Genomic DNA, 23,873 nt, shown 5'->3' with positions numbered 1-23,873 from the left:
GCTACCTTGGCAAGCCTATAACGTTATCGTATGCAAACCCTATCTTCAAAGCCACAACTCACGCCTGCAATTTTGTGGCTCATGACTATCCTTTCAGGTTTGGTTGTGGCCAATAATTACTATAACCAGCCTTTGCTAGGCTTGATCGCGACAGATTTCCAAGTCGCCGAATCAACTGTCAGTAAAATACCAGTTCTTACGCAATTAGGCTATGCCTGCGGTCTGCTCTTTATTGTGCCACTGGGTGATAAATTATTGCGGAAACGTCTTATATTGTTTGATTTGGTGCTCGTTATAGCTGCGCTGTTATTGATGACTTTTGCGGATAGTTTATGGATGCTCTTCGTTGCCAGTTTTTGCATTGGCGTTACATCTGTCATTCCGCAGATCTTTGTGCCTATGGTTGCCGAGCTTTCCCAACCAAAAAATAAATCCGCTAATATTGGTTTAGTGATGTCGGGATTGTTAATGGGAATCTTGTTGTCGCGTTTTTTTAGTGGTATTGTTGGCCAATATTGGGGATGGCGAACTATGTTTGGACTTGCCGCCGGCGGAATGATAGTCACTTGGTTATCTGTTTTTTTACTTCTTCCAGAACTTAAGCCAAACTTCAAAGGGTCATACCTTTCGCTTATGCGGTCCGTTTGGCATCTTGCTAAAACAGAGCCGAAGTTACAGTTAGCTGCCTTCCGTGGTGCGATGGGATTTGGCGCGATGTCTGCCGTTTTTACGACTTTAGTTTTTCATTTGGAAGGAGCTCCATTTTATGCTGGCGCATCTATCGTTGGAAGCTTCGGACTCGTAGGCGCCGCCGGTGCTTTGGCGGCCGCGTTTGTGGGTCGCCTTAATCAGCGATTCACTATCTACCAACTTATTTATTATTCACTACTCGTTTTAGTATTAAGCTGGGGATTTATCTATTTTGGAAGAAACACATATATAGGATTGGTGATCGGTATTATTCTAATCGACTTAGGATTGCAAAGCGCGCACATTATGAATCAAACGGACTATTTTTCTATACCAACAAACGCCACAAGCCGATTAAATACGGTTTACATGGTTTGTTATTTTATGGGTGGTTCGCTCGGTACCTATCTTGCTGCGTTGGCTTGGCAGCAGGGGGGGTGGCCAGCCGTATGCGCTGTAGGAGCATTGTTTAGTTTACTAGCGCTGATAGCACATTTGGTATTTTCCAAGCACAAAAAAGTCAATACTAGTGTTTCTTAACCGCTTACATACTTTGCATAGGGGATCTTGCGTAAAAGAAAGATTAAAGCGCCGGAAGCCAATATCGTAATTACAGTAGCAAGGGGAATCTTCAAAGCCGTGCTGAAAGGAATGAGCGGATGTACATAATTCAGTACAATAATATGGATCAGATAGATGCCAAAGCTAAGGCGGTCTACCTGCTCAATAGCGAAGGGTAACGGTTGTGTAACTAATTTTTTGAAAAGCAAAAACACAACAGCGGCTAGTATGGCATTGTTCAAGCCGAGGTAATTATAAAAAGCGGGGGAAAAACTATGGCTGGATTGACTGAGGTAAAATGTCCAACACGTGTTCATCATGCCGATTGCGATAATAAGTAAGACCAGCAACGAAGTGGGGATATTGACCTTCTCTTTAGCAAGGTAGTGGCCAAGAATCATGTATCCGGCGTAGCCGTAGAAGAACGTAAGATCGATCTTAGGGACATACGCATAATAGGTCTTTTCCATAATGATCAGCGATAGCAACCAAAATAGCAGCAAAAGCAGCATTTCTCTTTTTGTAGCGTAGGCTACAAGAATTCGGAGAAAAGGTACCGCAATATAAATGCCTACAATCATATACAGAAACCAGAGATGCGCACTTGGACCATGTAAAAGCTTGTCTATACTTATCTCCATCACACGCTGTAGTGGCAGAACCTCAAAATTCGTGTTGCGGTAAAAGTGGTAAATAAGATAAATGACTACCCAAAAGACAAAGGGGCCTAAAATCCGACTCATCCGTTTCTTATAAAACAAGGTGATGTCTTCCCGTTTGTTTAAGAGTAGGGCTCCAGATATCATAACAAACAAGGGAACTGAAAATCGGGAGAAGCTATTTAAAACATTGGCGTAATGCCAATCGAACGATGCAGCGTCAAAGTGATTTAAGTATCCTGTAGAAGCATGGATAAGGATAACTAAACCTGTGGCAAGGACCCGTAAAGCGCCGATATAGGAAATGGACTGTTGCATAGGTAAAGGTAATTTATTTTTTCATGCGATGATGTTCTTGCGCTACATTGACCTTCAAGCGCAGGCTTAAAGACCGACACATTGTCAGCATTGTTCCATTTTCATGGGCATTTTAGCCTTGCAAATATTTGCCGCAACCATTGGAATAAGAATTGATGCAAGCTATTAAGTTATATCTTAAGGAATTAAAAAAAATAAGTAAATTGCAGAATGGGATTCGCGACAAAGAAATCTAAACGTTGGGAGCTACAGCAACTCGCATGGACATTTATATCCATCTTGATGTTCGTTCCACTCCCCGTACATATCTTTCCATTTGTGATGCTTGCCCAGGCTCGGAAGAGTAAAATTCAATCGTGGTATGCTACTGCGGTAATCTTCTTGCTCGTTGAGCTTACCTTGTTTGCCTCGTTCGTTTATTTCTTCGGTACGCTTTCGCAAGCCATGTTGCTTACGTTGGGTGGCTCCGTGACGTCTTATATCGTTGGTAATGGTTTGCTTTTAAATCGTGCAAGGCCTTATTTGCAACGTTTGGAACTGGCGGAAGTCAGGCCACTGGCTTGGATTCCCACGGCTGCTTCCCGAAATAAGATGCAGTTATTGCCGCAAGCGGTGTTAGACACGCCGCAACTTTTTATTGAGCGATTAATGCATTGGCGCAAAGAGATAGACAATCGCGCGATGCACCGAGATATCGACAAAATCATACACCTTTTCCAACTGTTGGAGCAAAATGATAAAATGGAGGCTGAGCGCTTTCTTGTTCGACACTCCACTGTGGTGAATGTGCTGATGAAGTATGACGAGATTGAAAATTCAAGGCTGAACAATAGTGTTACCGTAGAATCCAAGAAAAAACTGGAGGATGTTATTGCCAAGGCGGCAATAGCTATCGAACAAGAAGTTACAAACCAGTTCAAATCGGGTATCCTGGATGTATCCGCAGAAACGGATGTGTACATCCAGAGCTTAAAAAATAGAAACCTTTTAAACGAATAGACGATGGCAAATCTCGACTTAACAATAACGGACGGCGGTCAGGAAGATAAAAGCAATGCGATGGCGGTGAATTTCACGCCAGAGGAGAAATCCCAAATTGAGCAATACAAAAGTAAGATCAACTTGACATCGACTACAGATGTTATTCAATATGGCGTTGGTAGCCAAACAAAAGTTAGCAATTTTTCTAACGAAATATTAAAACAAGTGCGCACCAAGGATATGGGCGGGGCAGAGGACATCTTGCTAAATCTACGCTCAGATATTAAATCGTTTGATGAAAATCTAAACAAGAAGCCGCTAATACCTTTCTTTGATAATTTCAAGAAGAAGTTGCAACGTATGCGTACGGAGTATCAATCCGTGGAAAAAAATATACACCAAATCGAGCTGAAGCTCGAAGGGCACTACAAGACTATGGCCAAGGATGTGACGATCTTTGATAAGCTATTTGTGGAAAATCAAAACTATTTCAAAGAACTTTCCCTATATATCGCGGCTGGCGAGGAGAAATTACAGGAAGTGCATAGCACGACTTTACCCCAAATGAAGGCGGAGGCAGAGCAATCTGGAGATCAACACAAGATACAAGCGTATAAAGATATGGAGCAACATGTCGTGCGTTTTGAGCGTAAGGTTCATGATCTGAAACTAACGCGTATGGTGGTGCTACAAACTGCGCCACAGATCCGATTGATCCAGAACAACAGCTCCGCTTTAATGGAGAAGATTCAGTCGTCGCTGGTCAACACCATTCCACTATGGAAAAACCAAATGGTCCTTACATTGGGGATAGCCCATGCACAGCGTGCATTGGAAGCACAGAAAGCGGTTACCGATGCGACCAATGAACTCTTGCGTCGAAATTCTGAAATGCTGAAAGAATCTACAATTAATGTCGCCAAAGAAACTGAGCGTGGTATTGTGGATATAGAAACCATTAAGAAAGCGAATCAAGACATCGTATCCACGATTGAGCAGGTATTGCAGATACAGCGTGAAGGCCGCGAGAAACGAAAAGTCGTAGAGCAAGAATTGATACAGGCCGAAACAGACTTAAAATCACATCTGCTAAAATCAGCAAGCGATGAGAATAAGTTGATTAATTGATCAACTTAAAAAGATATGTAAAGCGTGTGCCCACTACCATGGTCCACGCTTTTTTATTTTTGTGCTAAGGTAGGCGCTAGTCTTCCCAGCGGCGTTTAGGCACACAGGAGATGTTTTGTGTTTTACGAAGAACAACAGGGCGCTGATCAAAACGACTTTCCAAGACCAAGGAATCTGCGCTGTGGTAGGCTACACGATATCGCGGTAAGTAAGTGCCCGTTTTATAGCAGCCCGCCGTCTTGTATTTGCCATTTTCCTTCGTGTAAATGCCTTCGGCGATTAAGCTGTCGCCACGGATGACGTAAACAGCCTTTGCGTGTTCTGTCCATTCACCCTTTTTATAGCAAGAGTCGGGTATACGCTGTGTTTTCGCGTGCACATGCATGGTTGTATACACAGAGTCACAAATGAACTTGAATTCGTGTAGGGTATAATCCATCATCTCTGCTTGATGGGGAATGCTATCTTGCACCCAAACGCCTTGCAGGTAATCTGCGCCTTCTGTCTGCATTTCCGAATGCCTCACACAGCTGCTGATAAGAAACAGCATGCTCGCCAAAAGGGTCAAGCATGCTGTCATTTTAAATTTTGATTTTTGAATATCCGTCACGTGCTTATTTTAAGCTTCCGACCATCTCTTCTGGTTTTACCCACTCGTCAAATTCGGCTGCTGTAACATAGCCTAAAGCGATAGCTGTCTCTTTAAGCGTACTGTTATTTTTGTGTGCAGTCTGCGCAATTTCAGCAGCTTTGTAATAACCTATCTTTGTATTAAGGGCAGTAACTAGCATTAGCGAGTTATCGACTAACTCCTGAATACGAGCATGGTTAGGTTCGATGCCGATTGCGCAATGCTCTTCGAAAGAAACGCAGGCGTCGCCAATAAGCCGTGCCGATTGTAAGAAATTTGCTGCCATTAACGGCTTGAAAACATTTAGCTCGTAATGTCCTTGCGTACCACCGATAGTAATCGCTACATCATTACCCATCACTTGCGCGGCAACCATCGTTAAAGCTTCACATTGCGTGGGATTAACTTTTCCAGGCATGATAGACGACCCTGGTTCATTTTCTGGGATGATGATCTCACCTATACCGGAACGCGGACCAGACGCTAACATCCGGATATCATTAGCGATTTTATTTAATGAAACAGCCAATTGTTTTAGTGCGCCGTGAGTTTCCACAATAGCGTCGTGGGCGGCTAATGCCTCAAATTTATTTGGCGCCGTAACAAAAGGTAAGTTTGTAAACGCAGCGATATGTTTTGCAACAACGACATCATAACCATTGGGTGTATTTAGTCCTGTGCCCACTGCCGTTCCTCCCAAAGCAAGCTCTGCAAGGTGTTCCAGCGTATTTCTAACAGCTTTCAAGCCGTGATTTAATTGTGCAACGTAGCCAGAGAGTTCCTGTCCAAGCGTAATGGGTGTAGCATCCATAAGGTGTGTACGACCGATTTTGACCACGTTCATGAATTCTGTAGACTTGCGTTGTAGTGTATCACGCAATTTTTCTACTCCTGGAATAGTTACCTCTACCACTGCCTTGTAAGCTGCGATATGCATGCCCGTAGGGAACGTATCGTTTGATGATTGCGATTTGTTCACGTCATCATTGGCTTTAAGCACAGCTTCGCCTTCACCAATCTTGCCGCCGGCAAGTACTTGGGCGCGGTTAGCTATCACTTCATTGACATTCATATTGGATTGCGTTCCAGAACCTGTCTGCCAAATTACTAAGGGAAATTCTTCGGCAAGCTCGCCAGCGAGGATTTCATCACATACGGATGCAATAGCATCCCGTTTTTCTATTGACAAAACACCGAGCTCATGGTTTGCATAAGCAGCAGCTTTCTTAAGGTAAGCGAAGCCTTCAATAATTTCTTTCGGCATAGACGCTACCGGTCCAATTTTAAAATTGTTACGTGAACGCTCGGTTTGTGCACCCCAATATTTATCAGCAGGGAGCTGCACTTCGCCCATCGTGTCTTTTTCTATTCTGAATGACATAAATTAACGTATTTATTTGATAGCAAAGTTAATGAAAATAATAGAGAAGCGGCTAGAAAACCCGTCTCCATTTATCGTCATCGCTACATGCCCAAACGCTTACTAATGCGTTCCTCGATGTGGTGATAAAGTTGTTTTGGTTTAAGTGTTCGCCACGGGAATGTATTCAGATCACCTCCAAAATGTATATAGTAGTCAATATTCTGCGCCTTAAATTCTTCCACCACGTGGTCTCTGAAATTTAAACCCACGATCCATCCGTCAGCTGTATCGTCATACCACTCCTCATAATACGAATCGTCAGACCCATGGAAATTTAAGATGTTTTCGCCAATTAAAATAAATTTATGAATCCCTTCTGCAGTCATCATATCGATAATTTCGCGCTTTAACAGCATAATATCGTTATAAATGGCATCATTCCACTCGCCGATTAGCTCCATAATAGAAAAGCCTTTTTCATAATCTACGTATAGCACTTTTAAGTACAACGTTTGCGAGCCAAACTCGTCCCACTGCGGATGCAGCAAAAAATTATAGATCTTTTTGTCAAATTCAAATTCACTATAAACGACGCCATAAAATGGGGATCGTTCATCCTCGGCCGCTATGTAATCATCGCGCCAACTGTAGTATGGTTCTATTTCGTGCAAAACGGATATTCTTTAAATATGAATCACTTATAAAGATACGTGCAATATTTACGCCCAATTGCATGAAAATGCAAATTATTCAGCGGCAGCGTCTAAAATTTTACCACAAAATATGAACAATAGTGGCTTTTAAACGTATTTTAATCAAATACTTATTAATTTACCGCGCAAATTTGAGAAAACTAATTAATTTTGCGAACCAATCTTAGTACATGCAAAAAGGCACTAAACGGAATCTCTTTGTGGCAGCTACATATGCAGCAGTATTGCTTTTGGGTATTCTGCTTGGCCAAAACTATGTAGACGAGCAAGGCAGTAAACCCGGGAATAGTTTAGTGCCAATAGGCCTATCCAATAATACGTGGAAAATTCAGCAATTGTTGGATCTAGTTATGGATAGTTACGTGGATAGCGTGAATGTCGACTCTGTCCAGAACGGAGCAATTAACCACATCATTTCCCATTTAGATCCCTATTCAAGTTATTTGGTTCCTAATGAATCTTTGCGTCAAACAGAAATACTGGAAGGCACGTTTGAGGGAATCGGAATGGAGTATTTCAATTTGAATGACACTTTGATGATTGTTTCGCTCATCAGCGGCGGCCCGGCCGACAAGTCTGGATTTCGCGTAGGCGATAAACTGTTGCGGATTGGGAATAAGGCCGTTGCAGGAGTGAACATTTCCCGCGAAAGTGTGGAGAAGCTTATCCGCGGCCGACGTGGCACATCCCTTAATATACACATCAAAAGGGATCGAGAAGATCTGGTGACGCCGATTAAAGTAGTGCGCGATCAGATCACGGTAAGCTCTCTGGATGTGGTGTACATGATTCGTCCGGGTGTAGGCTATATTAAGGTAAGGCGCTTTGGGATGAATACGGGCGATGAGTTTCGCCAAGCTGTTGTAGAACTGAAAAAGCAAGGCGCTAGTAAGCTTGTTTTGGATCTTCGCGACAACGGAGGGGGCTATTTTCATATGGCTATCAAGTTGGCCAGTGAGTTTTTTAGTGATCGCAGGTTGGTCGTGTATACAGAAGGAGCGCACGAAAGCAGGCAAGAATACTTTTCTGACGAAGGCGGGAACTTTTCGACTGGTGAATTGGCAATCTTGATCAATGAGAACACGGCTTCAGCGAGTGAAATTGTGGCTGGCGCTATCCAGGATTGGGACCGCGGAACCATCATCGGCAGACGTTCTTATGGAAAGGGCATTGTCCAAGAGCAGTATGATTTTTCTGATGGCTCTACCGTAAATCTCAGTATAGCGCGGTATTTTACGCCGTTAGGAAGAAGTATTCAGAAGAAATATACAGCAAATTGGTCCAATATGGTGGACTTTAATAATATGTATGAAGGCTTATGGGCTTTGGATACGTTGTACGCACATGGCAAAACGTTCAAAACGCGCGCCGGCAAACCTGTTTACAGCGGGGGCGGTATTATGCCAGACGTCATTGTGCCTCAGGACTCTAACGCGCTGAACCTATTTTATCAAGATTTGATACAATATAGTTTTATTGAGCAGTTTGTGTACACGCGTTTTACCAAAAAGCTTCCAGCATATTCTATTGATAATTTTTTGCAGGGCTATCATCTTACCGATAATGAATACAATCGCTTCATCGATTTTGTACGTGGGGAAGGCTTCCTCATTTCTGATCGAAAAAAGAACGATCTCCGTAAAGTTATTGAAAGCGATATAGAAGCACTTGTCGGGCGGTTTTACTTTGGGAGAGAAGCCTATTTTAAGGTGAAGAATAGAAGCGATCCTTTCGTCAGGCAAGCACTTGAATTTTTGGAAATACCTCAGGTATGAGCGGCGAATAACGCTAAATCATCATTGCAATTTTATATCCGCCCAAACCGGATAATGGTCGGATAGCTTTTCTTTGATGATATTGTAGTTCTGCACATCGAATTTCCTGCTACAAAAGATGTAATCGATCTGAAAGAATGGTAACATTTCGTAGTGGGTGACGCCCCAACCTTGGCCTTTCTCTCTAAACGTATTTTTCAAACCTTTTCGTATCAGGTTTACGCTGTAGGACATCGGCGTATCGTTGAAATCCCCCATAACGATGATGGGATAGCGCGTGGTATCCATATGGTCGCGCAGCGCTTCAGCCTGTCTGCTACGCCCCTCAAAGGCATATTTTAACTTTCTGCCCACGCGTCTTGTCGCATGCTCTTCATTTGCGGTATGCGATGGGTTTTGAATGAATTCCTTATCTTCATTTTGGAGGCCGAAGGAACGTAAATGCACATTATAGATGCGAATGGTATCCGTATGTCTTACAATATCCGCGAATAGTATTCGATTTATTCCATACTCGTTTTTCGTGATGGTTCCCGAATGGATAATGGGGTATTTCGAAAATATAATTTGTCCATAACCTTCGTGTTCGCTTTTTACAGCGGTTTCAAAGTAGTAATCTTCAAAGCCAGCTTCATCCATAATGCGTTTTGTCATCTTCTTGGTTCCTTTTATTTTGGAAAAAAATTCCTGGAAACAGAGAACGTCGGGATTGGTCGTTTTGATTAACGCAAGTACATCGCTTTTGACGTCAGCTGATGGCAGCTTTTCCATCTCTATAAATAGATGGGCGTTAAAGGTCATTACCCGAATTGCACTATCCGATTTTTGAGCATTTTCCTGCCCGCTATTAAACCCCATATGTTGGTTTAACAAATTCCAACCCAACAGAATAGGTAAAGACATAAAAAGTGCTATTTTCGGTTTGCGAAGCAACCAAAAAATCACGAAGCCCACATTGACAAGAAGGATAGGCAGATATCCTAAACCAAAAAAAGCAAGTGGCCAGAATGTTTTAGGATTAATAAAGGAAGCAGCATAGCTTAAGAGCAAAAGCAATGTAGCGACGACATTACAAATAAATACCGTTTTGCTGAAAAAGCCCAAATTTTTCTTGAAGACACCCTTTTTTGCCATATTACCGCTCATCGTTGCTTGCTTTGAATAGCACTTCCTTCTCTTGAGAAGTCAGGCTATCATAACCGCTTATCGAAATTTTATCCAATATTTCATCCACTTCTTCTTGATTGGGGAGGTCAGATTGGTGCCTATACGTATATGCTGATTTTATCCCCTTACTGTGTACCACTTTAAGCTTCGACCTTTTTCGTATTTGAAAAAATAGACTGAAGTCGTTGCCCTGCTGTAAGGCACGGATGAAAAATAGACCCCAAAACGAAGTAAACAAGAAAGTCACGGCACCTGCTTTATTAACCATTCCAATGAATATGGCCGACAGTGCGATAAATACAATAGCCAGATTTTTAAGGGTAACATTCCCGAAAAGCAACAGTCTGATTTCCGACTTAGGAACAAGTGTTGCTATCGCCGCTACAATGGATCCTAATGCAAAAGAGGCACCGTGGAATGATAACGGTGTACTCGTTTGGAAGACTGGAACTAATCCCAATACAGGGTATATTAAACCGCCCAACAGTACTGCTGAAATATATAAGAATAAAAACTGCCGGGTGTTCAAAAAATTAAGAAAGGTATTCCCTATCCAGTACAACCAAAGACAATCGAAAAGAATTTGGAAAAGACCTTGATAAACAAATGAATAACTTATAATAGTCCAAGGCTGCTCTATGAAGCGTGCAGGTGAAAGCGGTAGTGTAAGATGCGTGTTTATAAATCCTCCAAGGGAAAATTGTAAAACATTTAGATCCCCTAGGAGCTCAAATAAATGAATCAACACGAAGATAAGCACCTGAACCGAGATGATAAAGGGGATTGGAGACCGACTTTGGTAGGTATCCCGCCAAAATGCTTTCAACACGCTTTCTTTCATATTAGTAGCCTTTACGAATGCCCCATAACTTCATCAGGAGGAATGCGAAAAGAGCACCGCCGATGTGCGCCATATGTGCGATATTTCCGCCTGATTTGGTGATGATCATATATAGTTCAATAACGATTAAGCCACCCACTAAGTATTTGGCGCGAATAGGTATCGGTGGGAATAAGAGCATAAGCCTCATGTTGGGATACAAATAAGCAAACCCCAACAAGATCCCAAATACAGAGCCCGAAGCACCCAATATAGGTGTGCGATAGATAGGCTGTAGAAAAGCACCCGTATTTTCCAGTGAAACGCCGCTTTTGAGCGGGAACAGATGTCCTGTCGCCTGATAGATATTAATAGCGTCTACAGAGAAGTGCAAGACTAGTGCACCTAGCCCACAGATTAGAAAGAAATTCAAAAAGCGCTTCGAACCTAATGTTTGCTCGAGAATGGGGCCAAACATCAGCATAGAAAACATGTTGAAAAAGATGTGCCCAATATCCGCATGCATAAACATATAGGTAATCAGCTGCCAGATATAAAAGTTTGGTGAATCTGGGTAAAATGCAGGTAGATATATATACAACCCGGGGAGCAAGCGAGAGCCAATGAAGAATAGCACATTGGCGATCAGAAGATTCTTTACTACGGGTGTTAGATTTGAAAACATATGTTATAAATAAAGTATGATAAACGTACTATTTCTAATTTTTATTAAAACGCTCCATCAGTTCTTGCAAGGTTATCGTAACGATAATGGGTTTTCCAAATATGGAAATACTTGGTGAGTCTGTGGCAAAGAGATTGTCGATCAATTCAGACATTTCCTGATTATCAAGCGTAGCGCCTGGTTTGATTGCTGCATTTTTTGCGAGGCTACGCGCGAGATTATCCCTCTTATTAAGCTGCAGGGCGTCCTTATTGTTTTTAAAATCTTCCAAAAGTTGCTCCAAAATTTTGGTTTCGTTAATGCCGGTGCCTAAGTCTGCTGGAATACCGTCGACGATAAACGTTGTCTTCCCAAATGGCCGCAGTTGAAATCCCAATGTCTGTATTTCGGGAAGAATATCTTCCATTAAAGCGAAATCCGCACTATTCAATTCGACAGTTTGAGGAAACAGACTTTGCTGGCTTATGCCTTGATTGTTTTCTAGTTGCTCCATATAGTGCTCGTACAGGATGCGTTCATGTGCCGCTTGCTGGTCGATAAGGATGAAACCAGAGTGTATCTGCGATACGATAAAGCGATTGTGGAGCTGAAAAAATTGTTTTTTAACGGCTAATTTTCTCTCCGTTTCTGCATCCTTAGTTGTAGAGCCGGAGAGGTTGATATGTTCATCAGGAATTAATGCAACCTGTTCTGCCGTTTCCTGTTGCGATATCTTATACAAGGTATCCCAATTCTGAGGTATCCCGGCCTTTTTTTCGAATCCTTCGACATACGCAGAAACACGGGAACTTGTTGTGGATTTGGGATTTTCGAAAGGATTGAAGTTTGGATTAAATGAAATTGTCGGCGCCTGTATCTCCTCCAGTGGCTTGCTGGTGATCAAGTTCGTAAAGCTCGTTTCCTGGTCGAAGTCCAATGTAGGCGCGATGTTGTAGCGGCCGATAGAGCGTTTTAGTGCTGAGCGTAAAATAGCATAGATCGCTTTATCGTCTTCATACTTAATTTCTGTCTTTGTTGGGTGTACATTGATGTCGATCTTCGACGGATCAATGTCAATAAACAACACATAGAGTGGAAATGTTTCCGCCGGTAAAATATCCTCATATGCATTCATTACGGCATGGTTGAGGTAAGGATCCTTCACGAAACGGTTGTTTACGAAGAAGAATTGTTCGCCACGCGTTTTCTTTGCATATTCAGGCTTGCCTATAAATCCGCGTAAAGAAATAATCGTCGTTTCTTCTTCCACGGGTACCAACCGCTGGTTGTAGCTATTTCCGAAAAGATGAACGATACGCTGTTTTAACGTTTCTGATGGTAGGTGAAAGAGCTCATTCCCATCGCTATGCAAGCTAAAAAAAATGGTAGGATGCGCCAGTCCTATACGTTGAAATTCATCGATTATATGGCGCATTTCTACTGAATTGCTCTTCAAAAAATTCCGACGAGCAGGGATGTTGTAAAAAAGATTTTTTACGCAGATAGTTGTTCCGGCGGGCAACGCTTCAGGATATTGCTTTATCACTTTAGAGCCCTCAATTTCTATGACGCTACCAAGCTCATCTTCCACACGTCGTGTTTTCAATTCTACCTGTGCAATGGCCGCGATGGATGCCATGGCCTCACCACGGAATCCCATGGTTCGTATAGCAAATAAATCTTCTGCCTTTCGTATTTTCGAGGTGGCATGTCGCTCAAAACAAAGGCGTGCATCCGTCACACTCATGCCACACCCATTGTCGATGATTTGAATCAACGACTTCCCTGCATCCTTTACTATAATTTTGATCTTATCTGCTCCTGCATCAATAGCATTTTCAACCAATTCCTTCACGGCAGAGGCAGGGCGTTGCACCACCTCTCCTGCAGCGATCTGGTTGGCGACCGAATCGGGCAACAACTGAATAATATCTGACATACGAGAGCAAAGTTACGAAAATGATGGCGAAACTTTCGCTACAAACCCAACTTCAACAAGTTCCTATAGCCGGAATTATTCTACACGGTATTGCACGGTTTTTGCTCTGCTAAAAATCGTAAACTTCTGCCTCTTAGTACATATTATATGGACGTTATTCAAAAGCCTTTTGCCATTAAATGGATGTTTCTATCCGTTTTTATTGCGTTATTCTGTTTTTCGACCGCTGTAGTGGCGCAGTATACCGTTTCTACATTACCGTCCCCTAAAGCGCAGGGGCAGGATGTTTTTGTGAGTAACCCAGACGGTATTCTTTCGCTAGCTGCAGAGCAAGAGCTGAACCAAATGGCCCGCACGATAGAAAGCAAATCTGGAACGGAGTATGCCGTCGTGGTTGTTGATGATTTTGAGGGCTATGACATTTTTGAATTTGCGTTAGAGGTATTTAATACATGGGGTATGGGTAAGCACGATGCAAATAACGGCCTATTGCTTTTTATCGCTAAAAACAGGCGCGAGTATCGTTTTGTTTCGGGCTATGGTCTAGAGGGAATTTTTCCTGATGTTTATTTGCATCGAATAGGAGAGAAGCAGTTAGTGCCTAATTTCCAGAATGGCGACTATGACGGAGGCGTGTTGGCGGCTTCCAAGGCTGTTGAGCAAGCTCTACTCGCGGATGATGTACAAGCAGAATTGGAAAGAATGATGCCGGAAGCAAAACCATTCGTTAGCCTGCGAAATAACAATTTCTTGTCTGCTGTATTCGTCATATTTCTATATGTAGGTTTGTATTTTTGGGTCCACAGGCTTGGCCAAAAGTATAGGGGCGAGGAAAAAGATAAAAAGCAAACAGGCTGTAGTGGTTGGTTTGTATACGTGCTGCTCAGCATACCCGCTGCAGGTTTTACCATGCTGTTTATGCTGTTATTTTCTGGAGTTTTTGCGGGTGGAGGGAAAGCATTGTTCAGCGCAGCTTCCGTTCCGTATCTTTTAGCGCTTTGCGCGAGTTATGTACTGCTCTTTAAGCTGTATGAAGTACGAGGAAGCATCAAGAAAAGCTTTTTAGATGAGGAAAACAAATTGAAGGCGCTTAAGCGGTTCCAGCGTGCAGCAATAGTGCCCTACCTCTTTTCACCTCTCATGCTCTTTAGTTTTTTTGCGTTGCAACGGAAGTACCGAAACTCAGCAGTGCGCTTCGTACCGCCGGATGATAGCGGTAATTGGGAGCGTCAAAATCGGGATGCAGTAGACTTTAAGACCTTCAAGAGTTACCTTAGTTCCGGACAACTCAAGGAAGAGTCTTTGGAGACCAAGGTGTATGAAGTTTGGATAAACAAAGAGACCCAAGAGAAGCGGCTGACAGGATGGGATGGAAAGGAGACACATGTGGCTTGTCCGGCCTGTGGCTTTAAAACCTATAAGCTGCGCGCGACGAAAACATTGGCAGCAGCAACCTATAGCAGATCGGGCTCACGGCAGGTTTTTAATATTTGTGCAAACTGTAAGCATACGGAAGATTTGGGTACAGAAGTTATTCCCAAAAAAGTAAAGAGTTCTTCCAGCAGTGGGGGCAGTTCATTCGGCGGTGGTGGATCCTCGGGTAGCGGCGGCGGCAGCTTTGGCGGCGGGTCTTCAGGCGGTGGGGGAGCAGGAGGGAGATGGTAGCTTGACTACCATCTCCACATCATTAGCACCCGAATCAGCTTTTGTTTTGTATGGCTTGAATAATGCCTTCGAGGTTTTCATTGAACGACAGCAGTTGGGCAAATACCTTATCATCTTTTCCCAGCCCGCCGTGTTTATTATTCTTGCGGAAGATGGCTACAATCTCCTCCCAGCGTTCCTTCTCAGCAGGGCTGATGAGGCCGGCAAGTTCTTTAAGCTTAAGCAGGTTGCTTTCGGTATCTGCGGTTAACGTTTGAGACTCACTTTCATAGTGGGCCATAATAACCTGGTCAATTTCTTTTTCATTCATCATGGGAATAACCTGCGGCACCAGCTTGCTCATGTTTCGGTAAGATCCCTGCATTTTAAACGGCGGCTCCGTGCGGTAGCTGTCTTGCATAGCTGCGCTTCGGATATAATTTCTGTTGACCTTGATGACCACATCGCGAATCTTTAGCACATGTCGGAGGACGGCAATAAAGTCGTCCAGCTCTTGTTTCAGGTAGTTGCCCTCTAGATCGGGCAACTGTTCGGCGCCCGATTCCACGAAGGTGGTAAGTGCATAAAAATCAGGAAAGGATTTACCTGCGATCTTAGCGAGGTAGCTGTTTTCTATTGCAGCGTTTTCGACGAGGCTGAGGTTGAAAAGGTGCTCCGTATCGCCTATCACGTCGCCCAGATTATATACGTCTGCGCGGTTGGCCAACATATCGGGGATCTGGAACTTAGCCCCACTCTCTGTGTATGGATTTCCCGCCATGACAACACAGAATCGTTTGCCGCGAAGGTCGTAGGTTTTGCTTTCACCCTCAAAAATGCCGTCGATCTTGCGCTGTCCATCGGCAAGTGATATGAACTTTTGGAGAAATTCGGCGCTTAAATGCTGGATGTCATCCAAATAAAGCATCACATTATCTGCCATCTCAAATGCCAAGTTGATCTTCTTCAACTCTTCCCTTTCGCCAGAAGTTTTGGCCTCAATAGGATCTATGGATGTGATGTTGTGGCCTATTGTAGGGCCATTTACTTTTACAAAATGTAAGCCCATCGTTTTCGCCAGGTATTCCATAAGTGTGGTTTTACCATATCCGGGGGGCGAGATAAGTAAAAGCATGCCCATTCTGGCGGTTCGCTTATTATCTCCGGCAGCGCCTATCTGCTTCGCAAGGTTGTTACCTATCAGCGGGAAATAAACTTCATTAATCAAGCGGTTACGAACAAATGAAGTCAAGATCTTTGGTTCGAGCTCTTGGATTTTAAGCTCTTTCTCGTACGCCTTGCTAAGTTGCTCCTTTAGGTTGCTGAACGCCGCATAGCGCGGTACATCACTTGCTCTAAACGCATACAGCTTCTTTATAAAATCATGGTAATGCAATACGAGCTTTCCATTTTCCAGTAGGGGGTGGTTGCCTTTTAGATTTTCCAAAATAAGCTCGTCCTGCCCAAATACCAAATGATATTCCGCTTCTGGAAATAGCAAAGCCGCAGCAGTCTCAGGAACCAATTTTTTTAAGGCGTTTGCATTTTCCCGCAGATCGACGAAAGAATGCAGCCAATTTAAGCACAGGTAATAGCGTTCCGTTATATCGAAGACACTGTTACGGATGTCTTGATCAAAATCTTTGTGTGCTTTTTTGTCCATTAAAAAGCGTACAAACTCTTGCCTAAGATGGTCTGCCGGCTCGCTGAGCGTGAACTTGCCATAATGCGTGAATGTTTCAAATAGATAGGTCGCTATGGTCTGTGCATCTGCCGATGAAACCTCGGTCGCGCTAGGCTGCGCCGTGTAGTGCTTGGCGATTTCGTCAATAGCAGACTGGTAGTGCTTTGAGTCGCTGAATGTCTTCAACATACTATGTGTCGCACGGATTAATTGGGTCAATCGATTTCGGTCATTCTCCGGTAGGGCTTCCCAAAATAGCTGAGCGGATGCGCGTATCACGCCTTCATAACGTAAAAGCTCCAGCTTTTTATCCATTTTTTTTAGCGCGTGGTAGAGAAGCAGAGCGTCGACATTGTGCACGCCTTTTACATAACTTTCTGAGTACTGCTGCTCTACGGTTTGTGTAATAAATCGTTCCGCATCAAAATCAGGGATGCTTTGCGATGCGAGGAAGGCCTGATAGGCGAGGTACTCGCCTCGATACACTATTTTATTTTCCGATATGACCTCTTGCTCCCATAAGTCAGCATAGCTTAAGAGTTCATCGTGGTTCACCTTTTGGTAAAAGCTTGTGCCCGTTAAGTGGTAGTATAGCTCTTGGTTTCGGCGTACTAGGGTTAGGCTTAACGCCTGTTTATTAACGGCAAATTTGTGCGTGCCCAGCGATATGATATTATTACCATCCACATACAGTTCAGACTTATCGCGCAAAGTTCGGAGCGCATCTTCCTGTGATTTTTTCAGGAGGTTTTCCAAATTTTCTGCTTTGGAAACGTCATTCAGGCCTCTCAGCTCTTCTGTTAATTGCCGCACTTTATCAATCATCAGATCGGCAGCGTAGAAGCTGGATATCTCTTCCCGGCTTTTAAATGTTAACGATTTGTTCTCGATATTTTTTAATACCCGCAAGCCAATCTGCTCTAGCGATAGGCTTCTCTTATTAAGCTGTTCGACAATTTGCTCGCGTTTGCTATTAAACGCTTTGATGATTTCGTCGCGTTTATCGGCTATCTTAAGGGCAAAATCGTCAAATTCGGAGAATCTACTTTCCAATTCTTCCAGCTGCACCAAGATTTTTGTGTAGTACTCGTCCACTTTGTTTGCCGAAGAGGAAAGCTCCAGGTAGTTGGTAACAGATTGTTCCAGCAAGGTGAGCTGGGCGGAAAATTCCGCAGTGGCTTCGCTGCTTCTCAAGGACTGCAATTTGCGTGTCAGCTGCGCGCGAACCTCGTTGAGGGATGAAAAGATGATGGATATTTTCTCGACTATTTTTGTTGTCTGCGTCGCGTCCTCGATCTTAAGGCTGTTCAGTATATCAATAAGCAATTCCAATTCGCTGGAGATCGCTGTATTAGCTTCTTCTATGGCTCGCGCGTCAAATGCTTTTTCAATAGCGTCTACAGCTATCCGTTGCTGCGCCACCCGCTTTTCGTAGGTTTGCAGGGCATCGTCCTGTAAAAGAAAATCGATGGTACGTTCGGACAGGTCTGCAGTAAGCAGATCCAACTGTTCCAATATCTGGTCCGTGCGCTGCACGTCGATGTATTTGACCGTCTTTAACTCGATAACTTCACCGACAAACCTTCGTGCTGCAGCAAGTTGACTAACCAGCTGGTCAAGTGCGCTGAAGGTGGTGCTATTATGGGCAAATTGGAGCTCTTCCAGTTTTTTATTTACGGCTAAAATTGCTTCTTCAGCATGTTTTCGCTGTGCCTGAACCTTGACAAACTCGTCGATAGCCGTATTGGCAATATCTTGTATTTGTTTTAGTGGATGCCCCAAATTTGCTAATGCATCATCCTGTATCCAGAAATAGGAATCGAGTAAGCTCGTGGTTTTCTTTAAAATTTCCTCGTACAGTCCTTCGTAGCTGTCTTCCTTGTATACCAATTGTATCACTTCCTGTGCTTCGGCCATAGCTTGCACAATCTGCTTATTACCAACTTTGTAAAGCGGATCGTCTTTTTTGTCGGTATTTTCCTGCAGCACGGCCATATATGGCGTTTCCCAGATTTGAACTTGGTGGTGTCGCGTAGCTTCAGCCTCTGTGCGAAAGTAGGTCAAGCTGCCATCTTGAAAGATGGTGAAGCCATTACAAATAATTGGTGTTTCTACAGCTTGCTGGATGATGTTGTAAGACATCAACACGTAGGTGTTGGTCTCCGATTGTGTGAATACGTAGAGATAATCTTCACCATTTGGAGACGCAATTTTGCGCAAGAAGGTCACGTCATCGAGAACGCCGTCAAAGAGCTTGTGTGTCCCGTTCTGTAGGTAGTAACCGTTTGAAAATATGATGCCTTGGTTGTCGGGCAATAAAATCGCCGAATCGTTAAGTGATTCTAAGTTAACAACCTCCTTCGTACGTTGATTGAATACATAGGCGCGCATATCCTCTTGGTAAGGCTTGATGCGAATCGCGATGAGGTTACCTAAATCGGCGTAATAATATTCCGCATCATCCAGTTGTTGATCCAGATTGGTGACTTTTTCCGCGTAAATGCCTTTTCCGCTGTCGGTATTATCTTCAATTTTAAAGGTTATATCGCCATGTAGCGCCTCTATAAATACCTTGTCCAATATGGAGATGTGGGGGAATTTACCCAATCTGCGATCTTCCAGTGTCGTCTTGGTCCACGCAAACTCAAATTGCTCTGGCAGTCGGACATCATGGATGCTGCGATCATCTTGGTAGTGCAACTGTCCGTCTTTGATCAGCCACTTAAAAGCTTTCAAGTCTGTCGCCTTTTTACTCGTTTGGAAAATCATGTATAAATAATTTTCCGTTCGGCGAAAGCGTGCAAAGATCGAGTCGCGGTAGTATTTATATAGGTTTTGGTAGTCGGTAATAAACGCGGGGTCATTGATCAGATCCAGCGTCTGTGGTACAAATTGATTGTTCTCAAATAGGTAAATACTGAAAACATCTTCCAGCCGAATTTCGGAGCGTAAGCCGAAATGTACATTGTATCCAAAAATGCAGACGGAGTTCAATGCGACTATGCCGCGGGCGACGCAGTTGTTCTCTGTCGTGATACGTTGGTTTGCTTTCAGCACAAAGGCCGTTGCATTAAATATTTCTTTACGCGCGACATTTAAAGCGTTAAGCCGCTTCGTTAACTCGTCTCGCTGCGTGAGTAGCCGCTTGCGGATAATTTCATATGCCCCTTGGTCGAGGCTATCATGTTGTATTTCTTTTGTTTCTTCCATAAAAAACCTTTCAGGGTCTTCGTTAGTGATAAGCATAAAGTAAAACGGCGGTCGCCCTCGTTCCTCCTTCTCAAAATGACGAGCTTGTTCCTATACATACAGCTCCATTCGAAGATCCGGATTAACTCAATTTCTTGTTTGTTACGCCTAAGTTCTTAGCCAATCCAAACAGGGAGCTAATAAATCCGCTGTCTTCCGCATCTGCTGAGGCTGCTTGCTGCAACTTTAGCAAAGCTGCGGATACGGTGAGGTTTTTAATGTCGTTCGAAGAGATGCCGTATTTGTCTGCTAGTCCTTTAATCTTTTCTGCAATATCGCCATTGCCATTCTCACCTAGCAAAGAGTTTTTGATGTCCGTCGCGTGTGTTGAGTTGTTTATCAGGTGGTCAAATCCTTTTGCGTTGGAGATCTGGCGCACAATATTCTCAAAGAACATCGTTTCTCCGCCTACGATATCAATCTTCGCAGATTTAAGCGCTTCCGATAAAACACCTGATTGTGCGGCCGCAATATCTTTCTGTATATTGATATGTGCCAGTTCAATATCGCGTTCTTTTTGCAACTGTAGTTTGAATTCTTCGTGCTCCCTGCCCACACCGTCAAGCTGTTTCATGGCTGCTGCTTTCTCTTCAATACCTTTCGCTTCAGCGAGTGCTTTCTCTCGAACGACTTCAGCCTGCGCCAATCCTTCTGTCCGTAAAGCTGCCGCTTTCTTCTCGATAACTGCTGCCTCTGCTGTTCCTTGTTTCTCTTCGGCATCAGCTTTTGCAATCATAACTTCGGCTTCGGATAGACCTAAAGCAGCTTCTTCCTTCGCTTGGGCTTCGGCGATAATTTTTCTTGCCTCCGCTTCTTTTGCAGACGCTTCTTTCTTCGCTTCTGCCTCTATCAAGAGCTCCTGCGCTTTTTTCTCCGCAATCTGACGGGCGGCTTCCGCATCAATTATTTTCTTCTCAGCCTCTTGCTCTGCCGCAATTTTAGCCGCTTCAGCAGCTTTGACAGTCGCAATCAAGCGCTCTTCCGCCTCTTGCGATGCTGCAATAACGCCCGCTTGTTTCTTGCGTTCCACTTCGCGGAAGATTTCGATATCTTTGACAGATTGTTGCTCTTCAATTACGCCTTTTTCCAGCTGTACGCGCTCCTTAATTACATTTTGTATACCTTTTTTCTCGGTTTCAATGGAGCGTTCTTTATCTATTTGCGCAAGGGTAACGATGCGCTCACGTTCTGTAGCTTCCAGCGCACGATCTTTCTCCACGCGTTCCGTTTCGATGGCGTCTGTACGCAGCTTATTTTTCTCCGCAATAATTATTTGACGTAGTTTATTTTCTTCTTGAATAGCGAGCTGTTCCTCGGTTGCAATGCGTACAGTTTCCGATTTTAAGCGCTCTTCCTCGCGTACCTTCGTGATTTCAGCATCTTCTCGCGCCTTGATGTTGTCGATTTCGCGGCGTTGTTTTTCCTCTTTCTCGGCAAGTTGTCTGTCTAGTTCCAAAATTGCTTCGCGCGCCTCCACATTCTGCTTTTTGATAACTTTCTCCTCTTCACGTCGAATGAGGTTGGCATTCATATTTTGCTGCGCGGTCAGTTCCGTGATTTTTTTGATACCCGCTGAATCCAAAATATTGTCCGGACTTAAGAATTGTAGCTCTGTTTGTTCCAGGTAGTCTATAGCACAGTCATCTAAAATATAGCCATTCAGGTCGGTGCCTATAATATTTAATATTTCTTCGCGAAATTCCCGCCGCGCCTCATATAATTCAATAAAATCAAATTTTTTACCTACCGTTTTTAAGGCTTCTGAAAACTTTGATTCGAATATATTCTTCAATGTTTCCGGTTCGCTGGCACGATCACAGCCTAAGTTTTGCGCTACATTGATGACATCGTCAACAGCTTTGTTAACGCGAACAAAGAATGCAACTTTGATATCGGCACGGATGTTATCTTTACAGATAAGCCCGTCGTGCTGCATTCTAGCAATCTCAATTTTCTTTACGGAGATGTCCATAATTTCCATTTTATGGAAAACGGGCACCACATACATTCCTTTGTTAAAAGCCACTTTAGATCCGCCGACGCCGGTTCTTACAATTGCTTTTCCTTGCGGAATCTTTTTGTAGAACATGCTCAGCACCACAAAGAATGCTAAAATGATAAATATCACTGCTCCAACGGCAATCAATATGACTCCCGTGAGTCCGTCTACAAATAATAAGGTGTTACTTGTCATACTTAATATAGTTTATAGGGTGTGTAAGTTTATGTCTTTTTTTACGTAGTATATCGTTTTCTCTGCATTTTCGTCGACAATCACGACCGGGTCTCCGTATTCTATTCTTTCCCCAGTTTGACTTTTGACATTCAGTCGTATCACATCACTATCGATGGTTAGTTCCATGGCCCCAAGCCTGTCACCCGCTATAGAGGTCCGCATCTTACCAGATCGGCCTAGGTAGTCGTGCGCTTCTTCACCGGTATAGCCCACGTTCTTGTACAGTTTTACCACAGGTATGGTGACGTAATGCATAAGTAAGAAAGTTAAGAGAAATATGGGGATTAAGATGAGTACCGACTTCCAGCCAAACTGCGCTAGATTAAGCGCGATCGAAGAGGCAATGGTGATTATCCATCCAATAAATTTAAAAAGCGTTACAATGACCATAAGTGGCGCTTTTCCAACGTTGATAAAATCCATCGCTTTTGAAAATAAAGAGGTGTTGGCCTCACTTTGTAGTTCAGCATCATCCGGGCCATCAACCTCGTGGACATCCGCCCCCTCAAAATCGAGCTCCGCACCCATATCGCCGAAGTCAAAACCGTCACCCATTAGCATGTTAAATAACCAGTAGAGTAGGGATATGCCGGTTAGTAACGTCATGATGGCGTTAGGAAGCGGGTTGAAGAGGAGGTGGAGGATAGCGTCCATGTGAAAAGATTTAGTTAATTAAGGGTTCTTTTAAATGTATAGTGAAACGTCCAAGATGTCCCGCTTACAGCAAGGTCTTGCATACCCACAAGTTCCCAGCCTTCTTGTCCAAGCGCGTTCAGGATTTTGTCCAGTTCTTCCGGATCTAACTTTGTTTGCCAAAAGCCCTTTGGTTCTACTTTTACTGTTTTATATTCGAATCTTTTCATCGTTAGATAATATGTATGCGTTTGGTTTGTTTAATATGCCATCCGACAGCTGGCGGATGCGAGTTTTATTTATGATCCCACTCGTATTTCAAAGGAGAATAATTGACATCAGTCAATTCCCATTTGTTTTTTTAATGCTGTTAATTCATCTTGAACTGCTTTTCGTTCGTCGGGTAATTCAATTTTGCTTTGCGCAATCTCGGCATACGCCGCTGCGAGGGCCTCGTCATTTGCAACCTTTTCCTTTACCCTTTGCAACATATCTAAGGTGCTGTTGCTGTCAATGTTTGCCATGTGTTGGTTCGCCATTGTGGCCGCCTCATTCACTTTTTGTTTCGCGCGAAGGGTTGTCAATTCTTTTTCCCACTTCGTGATGTTAAATTGTAGTACTTCGATATGTTTGTAGATTTCATCGCGCTTGCTTTCATATTCGTTAATGTCATCACGTAGCGCCTTTATGTCTTCCAAAATCCGTTTTTTGATCAGTAGCGCTTCGGTTGCTAGTTTTTCGCCTTGTGCCGATGTCAATTCATTTTCTTGTGCTTTTGTTAGCGCTAATTTTGCCTTTTCGCCCAGTTGAATGGCTTCCTGCTCTTTTTCTGTTATGAGGTTTTCAGTACGGATAATAGAGGCTCTGACCTTAGCGGCTGATTCTGTGGTTTCGCTAAGCTGCTTTTTCATGTCGCGGATTCCCTGTTCTGTTAAGCTGATCGGGTCTTCCATCATGTCTACTAGCGCATGGATCTCTGCTTGTCCTATCTTTAGAATTCTTTTGAAAATATTCATCA

18 protein-coding genes are annotated in these 23,873 nt (G+C 43.5%); 5 read left to right on the top strand and 13 right to left on the bottom strand.

Annotation, left to right across the window (positions count from 1 at the left end; genetic code table 11):
• Window positions 1–30 precede the first annotated feature (30 nt).
• Entirely contained in the window at window positions 31–1,230 is a 1,200-nt protein-coding gene (locus tag DI53_RS06375; protein WP_037496785.1) for an MFS transporter, read from the top strand.
• On the opposite strand, the gene DI53_RS06370 is transcribed toward DI53_RS06375, so the two are convergent.
• Window positions 1,227–2,228, bottom strand: a complete 1,002-nt coding sequence (locus DI53_RS06370; protein ID WP_037496783.1) for an acyltransferase — start codon at window positions 2,226–2,228, stop codon at window positions 1,227–1,229. The genes DI53_RS06375 and DI53_RS06370 overlap by 4 nt on opposite strands.
• A gap of 210 nt (window positions 2,229–2,438) precedes the next feature.
• Here DI53_RS06370 and DI53_RS06365 point away from each other — a divergent pair, with 210 nt between their 5' ends.
• Both DI53_RS06365 and DI53_RS06360 read left to right on the top strand, forming a co-directional pair.
• A complete protein-coding gene (locus DI53_RS06365) occupies window positions 2,439–3,227 on the top strand; it encodes a hypothetical protein (RefSeq protein WP_037496780.1) in 789 nt (262 codons plus the stop codon).
• A gap of 3 nt (window positions 3,228–3,230) precedes the next feature.
• Window positions 3,231–4,337, top strand: a complete 1,107-nt coding sequence (locus tag DI53_RS06360) for a toxic anion resistance protein (protein WP_081939399.1) — start codon at window positions 3,231–3,233, stop codon at window positions 4,335–4,337.
• A 76-nt stretch (window positions 4,338–4,413) separates the two neighbouring features.
• On the opposite strand, the gene DI53_RS06355 is transcribed toward DI53_RS06360, so the two are convergent.
• From DI53_RS06355 to DI53_RS06345, 3 genes are all read right to left on the bottom strand, one after another.
• A complete protein-coding gene (locus tag DI53_RS06355) occupies window positions 4,414–4,917 on the bottom strand; it encodes a hypothetical protein (RefSeq protein ID WP_037496778.1) in 504 nt (167 codons plus the stop codon).
• Between the two features lie 34 nt (window positions 4,918–4,951).
• On the bottom strand, window positions 4,952–6,349 hold the full coding sequence (fumC, locus tag DI53_RS06350; RefSeq protein ID WP_037496775.1) for a class II fumarate hydratase: 1,398 nt from the start codon (window positions 6,347–6,349) through the stop codon (window positions 4,952–4,954).
• Between the two features lie 83 nt (window positions 6,350–6,432).
• A complete protein-coding gene (locus tag DI53_RS06345) occupies window positions 6,433–7,002 on the bottom strand; it encodes a hypothetical protein (RefSeq protein WP_037496773.1) in 570 nt (189 codons plus the stop codon).
• A 242-nt stretch (window positions 7,003–7,244) separates the two neighbouring features.
• Here DI53_RS06345 and DI53_RS06340 point away from each other — a divergent pair, with 242 nt between their 5' ends.
• Entirely contained in the window at window positions 7,245–8,819 is a 1,575-nt protein-coding gene (locus DI53_RS06340; protein ID WP_241462384.1) for a S41 family peptidase, read from the top strand.
• Window positions 8,820–8,840: 21 nt separating this feature from the next.
• On the opposite strand, the gene DI53_RS06335 is transcribed toward DI53_RS06340, so the two are convergent.
• From DI53_RS06335 to mutL, 4 genes are read right to left on the bottom strand one after another with little or no spacing between them, the layout of a single operon-like run.
• The gene (locus tag DI53_RS06335; RefSeq protein ID WP_241462383.1) at window positions 8,841–9,965 is read right to left on the bottom strand and encodes an endonuclease/exonuclease/phosphatase family protein; all 1,125 of its coding nucleotides are present in this window, start codon (window positions 9,963–9,965) and stop codon (window positions 8,841–8,843) included.
• Window positions 9,955–10,827, bottom strand: coding sequence for a rhomboid family intramembrane serine protease (locus tag DI53_RS06330; protein WP_037496763.1), 873 nt, complete (start codon window positions 10,825–10,827; stop codon window positions 9,955–9,957). Before DI53_RS06330 ends, DI53_RS06335 begins: the two co-directional genes overlap by 11 nt.
• Before the next feature lies 1 nt (window position 10,828).
• On the bottom strand, window positions 10,829–11,491 hold the full coding sequence (locus DI53_RS06325) for a rhomboid family intramembrane serine protease (protein ID WP_037496760.1): 663 nt from the start codon (window positions 11,489–11,491) through the stop codon (window positions 10,829–10,831).
• A gap of 34 nt (window positions 11,492–11,525) precedes the next feature.
• The gene (mutL, locus tag DI53_RS06320; protein ID WP_037496758.1) at window positions 11,526–13,409 is read right to left on the bottom strand and encodes a DNA mismatch repair endonuclease MutL; all 1,884 of its coding nucleotides are present in this window, start codon (window positions 13,407–13,409) and stop codon (window positions 11,526–11,528) included.
• A gap of 147 nt (window positions 13,410–13,556) precedes the next feature.
• On the opposite strand from mutL, the gene DI53_RS20485 reads away from it, so the two are divergent.
• Complete coding sequence (locus DI53_RS20485; RefSeq protein ID WP_037496755.1) at window positions 13,557–15,074, top strand: TPM domain-containing protein; 1,518 nt, start codon at window positions 13,557–13,559, stop codon at window positions 15,072–15,074.
• A 34-nt stretch (window positions 15,075–15,108) separates the two neighbouring features.
• Here the strand turns inward: DI53_RS20485 and DI53_RS06310 are convergent, their stop codons facing one another.
• From DI53_RS06310 to DI53_RS06290, 5 genes are all read right to left on the bottom strand, one after another.
• Window positions 15,109–19,947, bottom strand: coding sequence for a DNA repair ATPase (locus tag DI53_RS06310; protein ID WP_037496852.1), 4,839 nt, complete (start codon window positions 19,945–19,947; stop codon window positions 15,109–15,111).
• Between the two features lie 121 nt (window positions 19,948–20,068).
• Complete coding sequence (locus DI53_RS06305) at window positions 20,069–22,180, bottom strand: flotillin family protein (RefSeq protein WP_037496752.1); 2,112 nt, start codon at window positions 22,178–22,180, stop codon at window positions 20,069–20,071.
• A gap of 12 nt (window positions 22,181–22,192) precedes the next feature.
• Window positions 22,193–22,876, bottom strand: coding sequence for a hypothetical protein (locus tag DI53_RS06300; protein ID WP_037496750.1), 684 nt, complete (start codon window positions 22,874–22,876; stop codon window positions 22,193–22,195).
• Window positions 22,877–22,890: 14 nt separating this feature from the next.
• Window positions 22,891–23,085: a DUF4177 domain-containing protein gene (locus DI53_RS06295; RefSeq protein ID WP_037496748.1), complete on the bottom strand. Its 195-nt coding sequence runs from the start codon at window positions 23,083–23,085 to the stop codon at window positions 22,891–22,893.
• A 108-nt stretch (window positions 23,086–23,193) separates the two neighbouring features.
• Window positions 23,194–23,871 carry a PspA/IM30 family protein gene (locus tag DI53_RS06290; protein WP_037496745.1) on the bottom strand — a complete coding sequence of 226 codons (678 nt, stop codon included), beginning with the start codon at window positions 23,869–23,871 and terminating at the stop codon, window positions 23,194–23,196.
• Window positions 23,872–23,873: the final 2 nt, after the last annotated feature.

This window comes from Sphingobacterium deserti (genome assembly GCF_000757725.1).
Taxonomy (GTDB): domain Bacteria; phylum Bacteroidota; class Bacteroidia; order Sphingobacteriales; family Sphingobacteriaceae; genus Sphingobacterium; species Sphingobacterium deserti.
The sequence above is the reverse complement of the archived record's forward strand: the minus strand, read 5'-3'. Positions and strand labels throughout refer to the sequence as shown.

Bases quoted from the DNA above. Each gene is read 5' to 3' on its own strand.
- DI53_RS06295 (WP_037496748.1), bottom strand. From the start codon at position 23,085: ATGAAAAGATTCGAATATAAAACAGTAAAAGTAGAACCAAAGGGCTTT.
- DI53_RS20485 (WP_037496755.1), top strand. From the start codon at position 13,557: ATGGACGTTATTCAAAAGCCTTTTGCCATTAAATGGATGTTTCTATCC.
- DI53_RS06375 (WP_037496785.1), top strand. From the start codon at position 31: ATGCAAACCCTATCTTCAAAGCCACAACTCACGCCTGCAATTTTGTGG.
- DI53_RS06335 (WP_241462383.1), bottom strand. From the start codon at position 9,965: ATGAGCGGTAATATGGCAAAAAAGGGTGTCTTCAAGAAAAATTTGGGC.
- DI53_RS06370 (WP_037496783.1), bottom strand. From the start codon at position 2,228: ATGCAACAGTCCATTTCCTATATCGGCGCTTTACGGGTCCTTGCCACA.
- DI53_RS06310 (WP_037496852.1), bottom strand. From the start codon at position 19,947: ATGGAAGAAACAAAAGAAATACAACATGATAGCCTCGACCAAGGGGCA.
- DI53_RS06355 (WP_037496778.1), bottom strand. From the start codon at position 4,917: ATGACAGCATGCTTGACCCTTTTGGCGAGCATGCTGTTTCTTATCAGC.
- DI53_RS06300 (WP_037496750.1), bottom strand. From the start codon at position 22,876: ATGGACGCTATCCTCCACCTCCTCTTCAACCCGCTTCCTAACGCCATC.
- DI53_RS06360 (WP_081939399.1), top strand. From the start codon at position 3,231: ATGGCAAATCTCGACTTAACAATAACGGACGGCGGTCAGGAAGATAAA.
- fumC (WP_037496775.1), bottom strand. From the start codon at position 6,349: ATGTCATTCAGAATAGAAAAAGACACGATGGGCGAAGTGCAGCTCCCT.
- DI53_RS06365 (WP_037496780.1), top strand. From the start codon at position 2,439: ATGGGATTCGCGACAAAGAAATCTAAACGTTGGGAGCTACAGCAACTC.
- mutL (WP_037496758.1), bottom strand. From the start codon at position 13,409: ATGTCAGATATTATTCAGTTGTTGCCCGATTCGGTCGCCAACCAGATC.
- DI53_RS06325 (WP_037496760.1), bottom strand. From the start codon at position 11,491: ATGTTTTCAAATCTAACACCCGTAGTAAAGAATCTTCTGATCGCCAAT.
- DI53_RS06330 (WP_037496763.1), bottom strand. From the start codon at position 10,827: ATGAAAGAAAGCGTGTTGAAAGCATTTTGGCGGGATACCTACCAAAGT.
- DI53_RS06305 (WP_037496752.1), bottom strand. From the start codon at position 22,180: ATGACAAGTAACACCTTATTATTTGTAGACGGACTCACGGGAGTCATA.
- DI53_RS06290 (WP_037496745.1), bottom strand. From the start codon at position 23,871: ATGAATATTTTCAAAAGAATTCTAAAGATAGGACAAGCAGAGATCCAT.